Source organism: Paenibacillus donghaensis, assembly GCF_002192415.1.
In the GTDB taxonomy this organism is placed as follows: domain Bacteria; phylum Bacillota; class Bacilli; order Paenibacillales; family Paenibacillaceae; genus Paenibacillus_AQ; species Paenibacillus_AQ donghaensis.
The window spans coordinates 5,399,356-5,413,763 of sequence record NZ_CP021780.1 but is presented as its reverse complement, the minus strand read 5'-3'; the positions used below and the strand labels follow the sequence as shown (position 1 = coordinate 5,413,763).

Genomic DNA, 14,408 nt, shown 5'->3' with positions numbered 1-14,408 from the left:
GACAGCCTTTTTTGGTTGAATCTAAGAAAATATATCTTTTGTTCTCCCGGAAGAGCTATTTTTGCTATAATAGTTTAGAAAGAATACATATGTTCGCTTTACAGCGATGCAAATGGATGAATGCGGTGCAGGGCTTGGCCGCTGGCAGAGGAGAGATCAGATCTTGCGCATTCTGGGAATTGACCCGGGGCTGGCGATTGTCGGCTTCGGTTTCATAGATAAGGAAGGCAACAAATTAACACCCGTGCAATACGGCTGTATTCAGACCGAAGCCCATACGCCGGAGGCGGAACGCCTGCTGCATGTGTACGAAGGCATGGTTCAGCTGATCGACAAATACCAGCCAGATACGGTAGCGGTGGAGAAGCTGTTCTTCAGCCGCAATGTGACAACAGCGCTGCCGGTGGCGCAGGCGCGCGGCGTGCTGATTCTGGCCGCTGTGCAGCGCGGCCTGCCGGTCGCGGAATACACGCCGATGATGGTCAAGCAAGCGGTTGTAGGCTACGGCAAGGCCGAGAAGCGGCAGGTGCAGGAGATGGTGAAGCTGCTGCTGAAGCTGTCGGTTATCCCGAAGCCCGATGATGTGGCGGATGCACTGGCGGTGGCGGTATGCCATGCCCATTCGACCAGTCTAAATTCCAAGTTAAATGAGGTATTGCGCAAATGATAGATTACTTAAGAGGAACGATGGCTCATTTGGAGTCAGAATATGTGGTGCTGGATGTGCAGGGGGTTGGATACCGGGTCTTCTGCCCGAACCCGTATCTGTTTGCCAAAGTTACCGGAGAGCAGACCATCTATATCCATTATCAGAGCCGCGAGGATGCGACATTGCTATTTGGCTTCCCGACTCGTGAGGAACAGCGGCTCTTCCGCAAGCTGATCGAGGTGAGCGGCATCGGCCCAAGAGTAGCGCTCGGCATTCTGACCGGCGGTACGCCGGACCAGCTGATCACTGCGATCTATCAGGAGAACCTGACCTATCTGACCAAGCTGCCCGGCATCGGGAAGAAGACGGCACAGCGGATGATCCTGGATCTCAAGGACAAGCTGGACGGCTTAAGCGCAGCCTCGATGCAGACAGGATTGTTCGCCGTTGCAGCGGAGGAGGATCAGGCTGCTGAGGGTCTGTCTTGGCAGGAAGCAAGGGAAGCGCTGCGGGCGCTGGGTTATACCGAAAGCGAGCTGGACCGGACTTGGCTGGCGCTGAAGAAGCAGGGTGCGGAGGCGGAGCCAGTGGACGTATTAATGAAGAAGGCGCTGGGGCTGCTGTATCTGGCGAAGTAGCCTGTGCTGAGAATGGGGAGTGAGAAGGATGGATGACCGGATTATCTCAGCCAATCTGATGATGGATGAACAGGCGGCGGAGCTGAGTCTGCGCCCCAGATATCTGGCTGAATATATTGGACAGAACCAGGTCAAAGAGAACCTGAAGATTTATATAGAAGCTGCCAAAATGCGCAGCGAAGCGCTGGACCACGTGCTGCTCTACGGCCCTCCGGGTCTGGGCAAAACCACGCTGGCCAACATTATCGCCAATGAGCTGGGCGTTAACCTGCGGATAACCTCCGGTCCGGCGATCGAGCGGCCGGGTGATCTTGCTGCCCTGCTGACCAATCTGCAGGAAGGTGATGTGCTGTTCATCGATGAGATTCACCGGCTGCACCGCACGGTGGAAGAGGTCATGTATCCGGCGATGGAGGACTTCGCGCTGGATATCATGATCGGCAAAGGGCCAAGCGCCCGCTCGGTCCGGCTGGATCTGCCGCCGTTCACGCTGATCGGCGCCACCACCCGGGCTGGTCTGCTGTCGGCGCCGCTGCGCGACCGCTTCGGCGTCGTCAGCCGCCTGGAATTCTACACGATGGATGAGCTGAGCTACATCGTGGCCCGCAATGCCGACCTGCTCGGCATTGAGATTCTGGGCGATGCCGCTGACGGCATTGCCTTGCGTTCACGCGGGACTCCGCGGATTGCGAACCGGCTGCTGAAGCGTGTACGCGACTTCGCGCAGGTGCGCGGCGACGGGATCATTACGCCGGAGATTGCCGCAGAAGCGCTGAAGATGCTGCAGGTTGACCCGCGCGGGCTGGATAACATCGACCACAAAATGCTCCATTCGATGATCACCGGCTTCCGCGGAGGACCGGTGGGGCTGGATACCATTGCAGCCACCATCGGCGAAGAGAGCCAGACGATAGAGGATGTGTATGAGCCTTATCTGTTGCAGATTGGCTTTCTGCAGCGCACACCGCGCGGCAGAGTGGTTACCCCCGCAGGCTACCTGCATTTGGGGATTCCACTCCCGCCGCAGCCGAACTAAGCCAGAGAGACAACAGCAATTTTCTAAGGAGGCATACAGATGACACAGGCCAGACCGAAATGGACAGACAGGATTCTCCGCAGCAAGGGCTGGATGGCAGCTGCATTTGCTGCCGTATGCGTATTGGCACCGCTGGTGGATGCCAGTGATGCCATTGCTGCCGGGACGATCAGAGTTGTGCTCTATGCCGATATCGGCACGAAATATAAATCAACCGTACCACTGGTAACGCTGCAATCGGAGCAGGGCTTCTCTCTTGGCACAGGCAGCGCGCCGCTGCTGAATGTTCCGGCCAAGGCCCAAGCCCGTGCCAGTCTGGACGGCTTCCGGGTGAAGGTCCTGGAAACCACGCTCTGGACAGAAGCGGCGGATGCGGCCAAGAAACTGCAGTCCACTTCGGATAAACCGCAGCTGTTCACGATCTCGAAGAACGGGGCGAAAGTCTACCAGTTGTACACAGGGGTGTACGCCAGCGAAGCGGCGGCCAAGACTGGGGCAGACCGGGTAGCTAAAGCCGGCCTGTCCATTCCTGCGGGTCAGCTTCCTGTGGTAGCTGGGATGAAACATCTCTCGGCGGGGACCTTCAGCTCGCAGGATGGTGCGGAAGCTGCGCTTGCCGAATATAGAGCAGCAGGGCTTGACGCTTGGCTTGTGCTGCCGGCCGGACTTTCAGCCAGTACCCCCTATAGTGTCTGGGTAGGTGAAGCGGCCAGCGACAATGAGCTGGCTGTCCTTCAGGCAGCCGCAGCCGCAGCGGTTCCAGGGCGTGTTCTGGTAACCGTTGATGGCTCATCGTCCGCCTTGATCGTCCGCCAGGATGCAGGTCTCAGCCTCAGTAGTGAGGTGCAGGCCCCGCACTATCTCCTCGCGGGCAGCGAGCCCAAGTTCATTGCCGGAGGGAATGACGCAGGCATTCAAGTTACAGAGAAATCCAAGCGGATCTATCGCGGCAATATGGAGCTGAGCAGCCTGAATGGCTCGCTCGCGGTAATTAATGAAGTGTCGTTGGAGCAATATTTGTATGCCGTGGTCGGCGGGGAAGTATCGTCCAGCTGGCATGAAGAAGCACTGAAGGCTCAGGCAGTAGCTGCCCGCAGCTATGCGTTGTCTCAGGGGACACGTTTTGATGTGGCGAACGTGGTCGATACTACGCTTAGCCAGGTGTATAACGGGATCGGTTCGGAAGCTCCCAGCATTATCAAGGCTGTCGATGCCACGGCCGGAGAAGTGCTGAAGAGCGGTGACAAAATTGTAGAAGCTGTGTTCTCCTCCAATAGCGGCGGAAAGACGGCTGATCCTTCGGAGGTGTGGGGCAACGGAGGCAAGATGTTCGTCAGCGTGCCGAGTACCGGAGATACGGCAGCGGTAGTGAGTGCCAAGAAGTGGTATTCCCTCTTGCTCAGCAACGGAGTTTCCGGGTATGCGCGTGAAGACAACATCAAATTAACCGGCAGCAAGACTGCCGCAGGGCTGGAATACGCCACGGCCACCACGAAGGATGTCAACATCCGGCCGTTGCCGTTGATCGAGAGCAGTGTCAGTGGGGTAGGCAAGCTGAATCCGGGCGAGAATGCAGTGGTGCTGGATATAGTGTATGAATCCGGCAGCTACAGCTGGATCAGGGGCCCTTACACTTCCGCTGAGCTGCTCAAAAGCCTGCAAGGCAAGGTCACCGGCACTCTGCCCTCCTCCATTCTGAATCTGCAGGTTACGCAGCGCGGCCCATCGGGCAGAGCGGTTCAAGTGAAAGCCAACGGCGAAGTTCTGAAGGTGAAATACCCGGATATGTTCCGTTCCGCGTTCAACGGATTGCCAAGCACATTGTTTGATATTGTACCTGCCGGAAGTTATACTGTATTAGGTGCTGACGGGGCTACCGCAAGTATCGGCAGCTCAACCAGTGCCGGGGTACTCTCCGCAACCGGCAAGGTGACGGCAGGCGGCAAGGGAACCGTAGTAATGGGCATGGATGCCGCAGCCAGAGTCGTTTCTGGCAGCACAGGATTTCTGTTTGTCGGCCAGGGCTACGGCCATGGACTGGGCATGTCCCAATGGGGTGTCAAGGGCATGGCGGACAGCGGGTATGATTACAGACAAATATTGCAACACTATTATAATAACGTTACTATAGTTAAGGAATGAAGACAGGACATGGATGTAGAACTTTATGACTTTCATCTGCCGGAGGAACTGATTGCCCAGACTCCGCTTTCCGACCGCAGCTCCTCCAAGCTGCTGCTGGTCAACAAGGAGACCGGGCAGACGGACCACCGGCATTTCAGCGATATTGTGGATTATCTGCAGCCGGGCGACACACTTGTTCTTAACGATACAAGAGTAATTCCCGCACGGCTGTTCGGAACCAAGGAAGACACAGGTGCGAAGGCAGAGGTTCTTCTGCTGAAGAACCTGGGAGAAGACCGCTGGGAAGCCCTGGTGAAGCCTGGCAAGAAGCTGAAGACCGGGGCCGTCATTATCTTCGGTGATGAGCTTCGCGCAGTGGTTGAAGGTGAATCGGATATGGGTGGACGTACGCTGAAGTTCAGCTATGAGGGGATCTTTAATGAAATTCTCGACAGGCTGGGCAATATGCCGCTTCCGCCCTATATCAAGGAGGCTCTGGATGACCGTGAACGGTACCAGACCGTATATGCGCGCCATGAAGGATCAGCGGCAGCTCCAACGGCGGGCCTTCATTTCACCGAGGAGCTGCTGGGGCAGCTGCAAGACAAGGGCGTGAATATTGCCTACATCACGCTGCATGTGGGACTGGGCACCTTCCGTCCCATGTCGGTGGACAAGGTTGAAGAACATGTGATGCACTCCGAGTATTTTATGCTGTCCCGCGAAACGGCTGAATTGCTCAATGCCGCGAAAGCAAGAGGCAGCCGGATTGTAGCTGTGGGAACGACCTCCTGCCGGACACTCGAAACGGTTGGCAGGCAATATGCGGGCGGACCGCTTCAGGAATGCAGCGGCTGGACCGATATTTTTATTTACCCGGGATACCGGTTTAATGTTGTGGATGCTCTGATTACGAACTTTCATCTGCCGAAGTCCACGCTTGTGATGCTGGTCAGCGCGCTGGCAGGCCGGGAAGCAATTCTGGCCGCTTATGCGGAGGCGATTGAAGAGCAATACCGCTTCTTCAGCTTTGGCGATGCAATGTTTATTTATTAAGATTTGAGGATGGTTAACTAATGGCAGCAATTACTTATGAACATATTAAGACCTGTAAGCAATCCGGAGCACGGCTCGGAAGAGTCCATACCCCCCATGGTGTCATTGAGACGCCTGCATTCATGCCGGTTGGTACCTTGGCAACAGTTAAGACGATGAGTCCCGAGGAACTGAAGGAGATGGATGCGCACATCATTCTGAGCAACACCTACCATTTGTTCCTGCGTCCGGGCCATGATATTATCCGCGAAGCCGGCGGCCTGCACAAGTTCATGAACTGGGACCGGCCGATTCTGACCGACAGCGGAGGGTTTCAGGTATTCTCGCTGAGCGAGATGCGCAAGATCACCGAAGAAGGCGTTCATTTCCGTTCCCATCTGAACGGCGACAAGAAATTCCTGTCTCCTGAAGTAGCGATGGAGATCCAGAATGCGCTTGGCTCCGATATTATGATGGCTTTCGACGAATGCCCTCCTTATCCGGCAGAATACGATTATATCAAAAAATCACTCGAGCGCACCTCGCGTTGGGCGGAACGTTGCTTGAAGAGTCATGCTCGTCCTAACGATCAGGGACTGTTCGCAATCGTCCAGGGAGGCATGCATGAGGATCTGCGCCGACAGAGTGCGGCTGATTTGACTTCCATGGATTTCCCGGGGTATGCTATTGGAGGACTCAGCGTTGGAGAGTCCAAGCAGCTTATGTATGAGGTGCTGGATTATACGCTTCCCCTGCTGCCGCAAGGCAAACCGCGTTATCTGATGGGTGTAGGGTCACCCGATGCGCTGTTGGAAGGTTCGATCCGGGGTGTGGACATGTTTGACTGTGTGCTGCCGACCCGTATCGCCCGCAACGGCACGACGATGACCAGCCAGGGAAGACTTGTTGTCCGCAACGCGCAATATGCCCGTGATTTCGGGCCGCTTGATCCGGAGTGCGATTGCTATACCTGCCGGAATTATTCCCGTGCGTATTTGCGTCATCTAATCAAAGCTGACGAGACCTTCGGTTTGCGGCTCACAACCTATCATAATTTGCACTTCCTGTTGGAATTAATGCGTAAGGTGCGTGAAGCCATCATGGAAGATCGACTGCTTGATTTCCGCGATGAGTTTTTTGCAAAATACGGATTGTATGATAATCTTAAAGGCTTTTAGGGCAGTGTAATCATGCTTTACAGTTATTTGAAAGGGGGGAGAAAGATGTTTCAATTAGCACAATCAGCGACTGGTGGAAGTATTCTAGGCCTGGTGGGTCCGTTTGTCCTTATGTTTGTTGTATTCTACTTCTTGCTGATTCGTCCGCAACAGAAGAAGACCAAGACAAGAAATCTTATGCTGAAGTCTTTGAAGAAGGGCGACAAGGTAGTTACCATTGGAGGTCTTCATGGTACAATCATGGAGATTTCGGATGACATTTGTGTCTTGCGAGTTAACGATGTTACCCGTTTGACTTTTGATCGCGGTTCCATCAGCCATTCGATTCAAGATGCAGACAGCAAGGAATAAGCCATTTCTCGGCAATACATAAAAGCGGTGTCACTCTATAATAGGGTGACACCGCTTTTTTCTTGCGCATTCCGAAGGAACAGCTCGCTCTTGCCCAAACGGTCTTGCGCATTCCGAAGGAACAGCTCGCTCTTGTCCTAAGGGTCTTGCGCATTCCGAAGGAACAGCCCGCTCTTGCCCTAAGGGTCTTGCGCATTCCGAAGGAACAGCCCGCTCTTGCCCTAAGGGTCTTGCGCATTCCGAAGGAACAGCCTGTTCTTGCCCTACAGGGTCTCGCGCATTCCGAAGGAACAGCCTGCTCTTGCCCTCAGGGTCTTGCGCATTCCGAAGGAACAGCCTGCTCTTGCCCTACAGGGTCTCGCGCATTCCGAAGGAACAGCCTGCTCTTGCCCTTAAGGTCTTGCGCATTCCGAAGGAACAGCCTGCTCTTGATCTACAACCCCGGCCGTGCATCCCGTCAGGGATAGCAGGCCAACACCAGCGGCGTCCAAGCGGTCCCGCAGGGATAAGCGATCCTCCCACCATAGCCTCCTAATCACAGTACCGCCAGGCTCATTCGCCAAACTTGCAGGTGTCCAGAGGGTGCAACCCTTTGGGGCCCTCCCTTGGAAGGGAGGGTTTGGGAGGGATCGATCATTTATTGTGTATCACTAACCCGGCTCTGCAGCAGGACGGAGTTCTCTTTGGTACGCAGCGTAAGTCTGGCCAGCTGAACCCCCAGCGATGTAGCCAAGACGGCCAGCAATGAGCCGCCAATCATATCTGTCAGCCAGTGAATGCCGAGATAGAAAATGCCAAATACTATAATGGCTGCGGTAATGCCTGTGATCACCATCCAGCGGCGGTTGCCCGAACGGATCGCCAGCAGAGCCATCGTTACGGATATAGATGTATGGAGGCTTGGGAAACAGTTGTTCAGCCCGGAGAGCGGCCTGTATTCCTCTTCAAACCGGGGGAAGACCTCCAGCATTACGAATTTGACACCAGCTGGAGCATAAGACCATACCTCATCTACAGGAAAATAAAGATAAAAAGGAATCGCAATTGCATAATTGATGATAATAGCGTAGCAGGTGGCGTACAGCATCACACGATTCTTGCCCAGGGCATAGACGCCAAGGGAAGCAGCGAGTACAGCCTGAAGCATAAAAATATAGAAGAAAACGATAATGGGAGTCAGCCATGGAGCGTAGAACAGCTCCTGCAGCTTCTGGACGAAATGCCCCTCAAGTCCATAAATAAAGGAAGTATAGTCGGAGGATAAATTCATCTCTCTCTCCATATTAAGCTCATATTTATTCAAGGCAAGCACACCAAACATACCGGCAAACAGCAGCAGGAACTTGTAGGACGAGAGAAGCTCCCTTCCGGTATCCACCAGCGCCATCAGCGGATTGCGTCTGGCCCCCAGCCAGATTAATAGAATGACAAGTACAACCGTATACAGTACAACGTAATTCATTGATTGGTACAGCAAAACAATCGAAGCCTCCTTGAACCCTTTGGATGAAATCAGATGAACACAGTTTAACATATATTCAAGGAATGATTTCAATTTTAGAGAATTAATATTTTAGTTCTTTTGTAAATTTACGCCAAACATTCCGCCAAGTGCGGCGATGGCGGCGGCCGCCAGAATCCACAGCAGATCTGACCCCGACCATGAGCTGTCCAGCGCCAGGAAGCCGACCAGCAGAACAATGATGCCGTAGAAGGCTCCGGTTAGGCTGCCATGGTACCAGCCCTTGCTGAGCGCCCTGCGTCCTGCTGCCAATCCGCCGAATGCGGCGGCAATCCCATGAACGATATAAGTATACATTGAAAGATCCTGTTCTTCCAGCCCGCTGCCCCATAGCAGTAGAGAAAGCACGAATGCCCCCAGCAGCATCCAGAGAAAGGAGCGGCATAAACCGGATAATACAGGATTGGCTATTCTCCATGAGAACAGGCGCCGGAATAAATACATGGTACAACCCCCTATAAATTTGATTAAGCTTTATTATTCATTCTATGGGATGGCTTGCCCCAATAGTACAAGAACTGCCTGTACTATTAATTTACCATTAATTAATCTGCAGACTTCCGCATGCTCCCTGCTCTGGGCGGTCAGAATAGGGTTACATTCATCCGCCTGCCGAGCCAGACTCAAGGGTGAGAAGCAAAAGGAGGGAGCGAAGCTATATGTTCCAGCATATCACCGCCCACATTTTTCTGACCGTGCTGATGTATTTCTTCATCTTCCTGAGCATGCGTATTATGGGGAAGCGTGAAATCGGGAAATTGTCAGTATTTGATCTGACGATTTCCATTATGATCGCCGAGATCGCTGTATTTGTAATTGAGGATATTGAACGTCCGATTTATGACGGGGTTGTACCGATGGCTACGCTGGTGCTGATTCAGGTGCTGGTAGCTGAGTTCAGTCTGAAGAGCCGCAAGCTGCGGCTACTGATGGACGGCAAACCGAGTATACTGATCTCTGACGGCAAGCTTCACCGTTCAGAGATGCGCAAGCAAAGATACAATATAGATGATCTGCTGCTGCAGCTGCGGGGCCAGAACATAGACAGTCCGGCCGATGTGGAGTTCGCCATACTGGAGACGAGCGGACAGCTGACCGTGATTGAGAAGAACAAACGGATGTCCTCCTCTAACCAGGCTGGCAACAGCAGCGCCAACGCTTCGGATACTTCGGGGGATGCTTCGGAGCCAAGCGGAAATTCGGATAGTGGACAGGGCGTCAAGCTGCCGGCCCATAAGATCCGATATGAGGGACTGCCGATACCGCTGATTATGGACGGCAAGGTGCAGGACGATAATCTGGAGATGATCGGCAAAACCAGATTTTGGCTCAGAACGCAAATCCGCCAGAAGGGAGTTTCTGACTTTCGTGACGTTTTTTTGTGTTCCATCGATCACAAAGGCAAGGTGTATGTGGATCGCTTGAGTTCCAGATAAGCTTAAGACCTCCAGCGTTTGATCAGAGGCAGACGCTGCATGTCCTGCCAGGAGATCAGGCCTGCCAGCAGGCAGATCACCAGATACAGCAGCATACCCGCGCCTGCAGCGCCTATGAAACGAACACCTTCTGAACCGGTAAAGGTGAAGGAGGAGTACATATAACGTATCCCTGCACCCGTAATGATCATGGCGCCTAGGGTTTTGAAGATATCCCCGACCCTGAGCGATAGGGAAATCAGCTTAATGACACTGTAGCCATGGAGAATAGTCACAAGAATGCTGTTGACCATAATCGCCAGAATCGCCCCGTAGATGCCATATTCAGGCCGGGAGGCCAGGAGCATAATGATTGCGATTTTGACGGCGGCGCCGATCAGATTGTTAATCAGTGCCCGTCCCGGGCGGTCCATGGCCTGCAGAGCCGCCTGCAAGGGTGCTTGCACATAAAGGAACACGGCGAATGGTGCCATCATACGCAGCATGGGGGCGGTGTCCGCGTTGCCATAAAAGAGTGTGCAGAGCGGTACAGCCAATATATACATAACGACAGCAAAAGGGGCACCGGTGACAAGCGCAAGCCGGAGGGCCTGGTGCATCCGTTTGTGAATGGTAGGCAGGTCCTTGCGGGCGGCGGCCTCCGACAAGGAAGGGACCAGTGACACAGCAAGCGAGGAGCTGAGCACGCCGGGCAGCAGCAGCAGCGGAATGACCATCCCTTGTAAGGAGCCGTACTGCGCCGTTGCCGCTGCAGCTGCAATGCCCGCCAGTGCCAGGCTGCGCACCGTGATAATGGACTCCAGCAGATAAGAGAAGGAGCCTACCAGCCGTCCGGCGGTAACCGGAATGGAAATGCGCAGCAGCCGCCTCAGCAGTGCGGGCTGACCGGGAGCAGGAGAAGATGGGATGAGCGGATTTTCCGTCAATGCAGTTAAGGGGGAATTTGCGGTATTCTCCAGCTTATCTCTGTGGAGGGTACGGAAATATTGCCAGAGCAGCACCAGCATCCCGCCCACCTCGCCTACAGTAACCCCCAGCATCGCCCCTGCCGCCGCATAAGCTATACCCTTGGGAAGCAGCAGCCAGGAGAACCACAACATAAAAAAGATGCGGATCATGGTTTCCAGTATCGATGACATAGCCGAAGGGATCATATTCTGCCTGCCCTGGAAATAACCACGATAAATGGAGGATACGGCCACGATTCCAATCATTGGGGTCATGGCAATAAATGTATAGTAGACACGGCTGTCTGTCAGAATAGTCGTAGATACCCATGAAGCGCCAACAAGCGCGACCAAGGTAAACAAAGTAGCCAGTCCAACACTCAAGGTGAGCCCCATTCGGAGGATCTGCCGCGATTTGTCTGGCCGGTCCTCGCCTTCAGCTTCTGCAACCATTTTGGCAATGGCCAGCGGAATCCCGCCCGTGATTACTGTAATCAGCACCAGAAAAAAAGGATAGGCAAGCTGATACAGCCCTACTCCCTCGGCACCGATGATGCGGGGCAGGGCAATACGTGTAATAAATCCCAGCATGCGGTTAATGATACCGGCAGCCAGCAATATCAATGTTCCCTGAATAAAGCTCTGCTTCTTCTTCAATGGGCACTCCTTCTTCCCGGATGGTAATAGAACGCGCCTTAACTTGTCTCTTTTAGAGGATATGCTGCACCCCACTCCGGACATGCCTCGTTTCTTGGCGGCAACTTTTTGGGACAGAAGGAGGAAAGCAAGAAATGAAGTCGAATATCTTAGGTTAGTATGCTATACGAGCGATCTTGGAGGTGTCACCACGTGGAATCGCAACTTTGGAATCATGACAAGCTTAGCGCAGAAATCGAAGCCATGTGCCGCAGTAAAGCGGAGGAGTTCAGGCTCCTCGGCTATGAGTATGTAACCGGACAAGATATCTGGGATTGCATCAGCAGGAGCTATGCCAAAGAGGGAACGCCCCCGCTGCACAAGCTGGTGAATGATATCTATTCTTTGAAGGCCAACAGCTATATGAATTATTTAACGATTGCCGCTTACCGGGGACAGGGCTAAATCCAAGGAATGATTTTCTTTTGCAAACGGGTGTATAAAGCGGTAAAGTGATATATAGAAGGATAACTCCAAATCCTATCCAAACGGATGGCTTGCGGCAGCGCAGGGCGGCCGTTTCTTTGTGTGAATATAACCTTGTCAATGCTGGGATGAATTGACGGTCATTTCTCACGTGGCTATAATAGGAATATTGAGTAATGAAAGGGGAACTAGCTAGAGCATGAAGAGACTTATGAGCTTTATCATTACCGTGGCCGTCTTGACTGGCGTCATGGTATTTTCTACTCCGGGACTGCTGGACAAGGTCCATCTTGGCCTTGACCTGAAGGGCGGCTTCGAGATCCTGTACCACGCTGAGCCAATGGAGCAAGGGGGAGAACTGACCCGGGCTTCCTTGATCAAGACAGCGGAGAGCCTGGAGAAGCGGGCCAATGCGCTCGGAACCAGTGAGCCGGAGGTGACTACGGAAGGAACGAACCGCATCCGTCTGAAGATCGCGGGCGTTACAGATGAAGTTGAGGTTCGCAAGAAGATGAAAGAGCCTGCGGTTCTGACCTTTCGCAGTGCGGCTGAAGGCGATGCTGCCGAAACCTACAGCAAGATTGAGCTGGTGGGCAGTGATTTCGTAGAGAATGGCGCAGAGATTGGCCGGGACAATCTGGGCCGTCCGGAAATTAGCATTAAGATGAAGGATAAGGATAAGTTCGCCGAAATCACCAAACGTTTGCTAGGCAAGGAATTGGCGATCTATCTGGATGAGAATCAATTGTCCGCGCCTCAGGTCAATTCAGAGATCACAGCCGGTTCTGCATCGATCACCGGCAACTATACGGTAGAATCAGCCCGTGAATTAGCCGATACGATCAACCTGGGCGCTTTGCCGCTGAAGCTGACCGAGAAATATTCACAGAGTGTAGGCGCAACGCTTGGTAAACAGTCTTTGGATCAGACGCTTATGGCCGGTCTGATTGGTTCCCTGATTATTTTGATCTTCATGATTGGCATGTATCGCTTGCCTGGACTCCTGGCCAGCTTTGCGCTGATTTTGCATACATGGCTATTGATTCTGGTCTTTGTCGTAGCCGATTTCACCTTGACGCTGCCGGGGATTGCCGCATTTATACTCGGCATCGGGATGGCCGTCGATGCCAATATCATTACCAATGAACGGATCAGAGAAGAAGTGCGCAGCGGAAAGAGTATCCTGTCTTCCGTCAAAGCAGGCAATAAATCCTCATTCCGTACCGTTATGGATTCGAATATTACAACGATCATCGTAGCAGCTGTCATGTTCGGCTTTGGTACGGGTGCAGTTAAAGGCTTTGCACTGGTGCTGATTGTAGAAATCGTGCTCAGTATCGCCACGAATCTGTATTTCTCCCACTGGCTGCTCACCCTGCTGGTCAAAGCGGGCAAGCTGAACAAGCCGAAGAGTTTCGGAGTAAAGGAGAGTGATATTCGTGCGCTTTAAGAAAGAGCTGGATTTCGTACACCTGAGTAAATATTTCTATATTTTCTCGATTGCACTTACTGTAGCGGGTTTGATCTTCCTGGCTGTGCTTGGTCTGAATTACAGCGTTGATTTCAAGGCCGGTTCCAATGTCGACATCGCGCTCTCCAAGAATCTGACAGCTGATCAGATCCGTCCGGCTATCGAAGCTATCGACATTTCCCATGAGCCGAGCATTTCAATTGGAGATAAGCGCGTCAATATCCGTTATGAACAAGAGCTGACTGAAGATCAGGATGAAGCCATCAAAGCGGGAATTCTTAAGCTGGATGACAAGGCTTCCTTCGAAATTAACACTGTAGATACCGAAATGGCTAAGGAATTGGCTCGCAACGCGATCTATGCCGTTCTGATCTCATGTCTGGGGATCATCTTGTATGTCAGCATCCGGTTCGAGTGGCGGTTTGCATTGGCAGCGATTGTAGCTCTGGTCCATGATGCCTTTATGGTCGTTGCCGTGTTCTCGATCTTCCGTCTGGAAGTGGATTTGACGTTTATCATTGCCGTTCTGACTATTATCGGTTATTCGATTAATGATACGATCGTTATCTTTGACCGGATCCGCGAGAATCTGCGCTTCGGCAAGCAGAAGACCTATGAGGATCTGAAGATACTGGTCAACAAGAGTGTAGCTCAGACCTTAATGCGCTCGTTGTATACTGCATTCACGGTATTTATTGCCGCGTTCTTCCTGCTGATTCTTGGCGGAGAATCGATCAAGATGTTCTCGCTAGCGATGGTTATCGGCTTGTTGTTTGGAGCGTACTCCTCCATCTTTATTGCAAGCCCGCTCTGGCTGTTGCTGAAGAAACGTCAGAAACAGCCTGTGAAGAGCAGCCCTGCAAAAGGCTAATCCGAATCCGGTTCATACATTTCAGAGC

14 protein-coding genes are annotated in these 14,408 nt (G+C 52.9%); 11 read left to right on the top strand and 3 right to left on the bottom strand.

What is annotated here, in order from left to right:
- Nucleotides 1-163 precede the first annotated feature (163 nt).
- From ruvC to yajC, 7 genes are read left to right on the top strand one after another with little or no spacing between them, the layout of a single operon-like run.
- Nucleotides 164-667 carry a crossover junction endodeoxyribonuclease RuvC gene (gene ruvC / locus B9T62_RS24635; protein ID WP_087917701.1) on the top strand — a complete coding sequence of 168 codons (504 nt, stop codon included), beginning with the start codon at nucleotides 164-166 and terminating at the stop codon, nucleotides 665-667.
- The gene (ruvA, locus tag B9T62_RS24630; protein ID WP_087917700.1) at nucleotides 664-1,287 is read left to right on the top strand and encodes a Holliday junction branch migration protein RuvA; all 624 of its coding nucleotides are present in this window, start codon (nucleotides 664-666) and stop codon (nucleotides 1,285-1,287) included. The genes ruvC and ruvA overlap by 4 nt, the downstream gene beginning before the upstream one ends.
- Nucleotides 1,288-1,315: 28 nt before the next feature.
- Entirely contained in the window at nucleotides 1,316-2,323 is a 1,008-nt protein-coding gene (ruvB, locus tag B9T62_RS24625; RefSeq protein ID WP_087917699.1) for a Holliday junction branch migration DNA helicase RuvB, read from the top strand.
- A 39-nt stretch (nucleotides 2,324-2,362) separates the two neighbouring features.
- Complete coding sequence (locus B9T62_RS24620; protein ID WP_245864040.1) at nucleotides 2,363-4,465, top strand: SpoIID/LytB domain-containing protein; 2,103 nt, start codon at nucleotides 2,363-2,365, stop codon at nucleotides 4,463-4,465.
- 9 nt (nucleotides 4,466-4,474) lie between these two features.
- A complete protein-coding gene (gene queA / locus B9T62_RS24615; RefSeq protein WP_087917698.1) occupies nucleotides 4,475-5,503 on the top strand; it encodes a tRNA preQ1(34) S-adenosylmethionine ribosyltransferase-isomerase QueA in 1,029 nt (342 codons plus the stop codon).
- A gap of 20 nt (nucleotides 5,504-5,523) precedes the next feature.
- Nucleotides 5,524-6,660, top strand: a complete 1,137-nt coding sequence (gene tgt, locus B9T62_RS24610) for a tRNA guanosine(34) transglycosylase Tgt (protein WP_087917697.1) — start codon at nucleotides 5,524-5,526, stop codon at nucleotides 6,658-6,660.
- A 45-nt stretch (nucleotides 6,661-6,705) separates the two neighbouring features.
- Nucleotides 6,706-7,011, top strand: coding sequence for a preprotein translocase subunit YajC (yajC, locus tag B9T62_RS24605; protein WP_087917696.1), 306 nt, complete (start codon nucleotides 6,706-6,708; stop codon nucleotides 7,009-7,011).
- A 637-nt stretch (nucleotides 7,012-7,648) separates the two neighbouring features.
- Here yajC and B9T62_RS24600 read toward each other — a convergent pair.
- Nucleotides 7,649-8,488 carry a phosphatase PAP2 family protein gene (locus B9T62_RS24600; protein WP_245864039.1) on the bottom strand — a complete coding sequence of 280 codons (840 nt, stop codon included), beginning with the start codon at nucleotides 8,486-8,488 and terminating at the stop codon, nucleotides 7,649-7,651.
- A 96-nt stretch (nucleotides 8,489-8,584) separates the two neighbouring features.
- The gene (locus B9T62_RS24595; protein WP_087917695.1) at nucleotides 8,585-8,977 is read right to left on the bottom strand and encodes a TIGR04086 family membrane protein; all 393 of its coding nucleotides are present in this window, start codon (nucleotides 8,975-8,977) and stop codon (nucleotides 8,585-8,587) included.
- A 215-nt stretch (nucleotides 8,978-9,192) separates the two neighbouring features.
- On the opposite strand from B9T62_RS24595, the gene B9T62_RS24590 reads away from it, so the two are divergent.
- Nucleotides 9,193-9,969 carry a YetF domain-containing protein gene (locus B9T62_RS24590; RefSeq protein ID WP_087917694.1) on the top strand — a complete coding sequence of 259 codons (777 nt, stop codon included), beginning with the start codon at nucleotides 9,193-9,195 and terminating at the stop codon, nucleotides 9,967-9,969.
- Nucleotides 9,970-9,971: 2 nt separating this feature from the next.
- Here the strand turns inward: B9T62_RS24590 and spoVB are convergent, their stop codons facing one another.
- Nucleotides 9,972-11,573, bottom strand: a complete 1,602-nt coding sequence (spoVB, locus tag B9T62_RS24585; RefSeq protein WP_245864038.1) for a stage V sporulation protein B — start codon at nucleotides 11,571-11,573, stop codon at nucleotides 9,972-9,974.
- 192 nt (nucleotides 11,574-11,765) lie between these two features.
- On the opposite strand from spoVB, the gene B9T62_RS24580 reads away from it, so the two are divergent.
- From B9T62_RS24580 to secF, 3 genes are all read left to right on the top strand, one after another.
- The gene (locus tag B9T62_RS24580) at nucleotides 11,766-12,017 is read left to right on the top strand and encodes a post-transcriptional regulator (RefSeq protein WP_087917692.1); all 252 of its coding nucleotides are present in this window, start codon (nucleotides 11,766-11,768) and stop codon (nucleotides 12,015-12,017) included.
- Nucleotides 12,018-12,237: 220 nt separating this feature from the next.
- Nucleotides 12,238-13,488, top strand: a complete 1,251-nt coding sequence (secD, locus tag B9T62_RS24575; RefSeq protein ID WP_087917691.1) for a protein translocase subunit SecD — start codon at nucleotides 12,238-12,240, stop codon at nucleotides 13,486-13,488.
- Complete coding sequence (secF, locus tag B9T62_RS24570; protein WP_087917690.1) at nucleotides 13,478-14,380, top strand: protein translocase subunit SecF; 903 nt, start codon at nucleotides 13,478-13,480, stop codon at nucleotides 14,378-14,380. Before secD ends, secF begins: the two co-directional genes overlap by 11 nt.
- The last annotated feature ends 28 nt before the right edge of the window (nucleotides 14,381-14,408 follow it).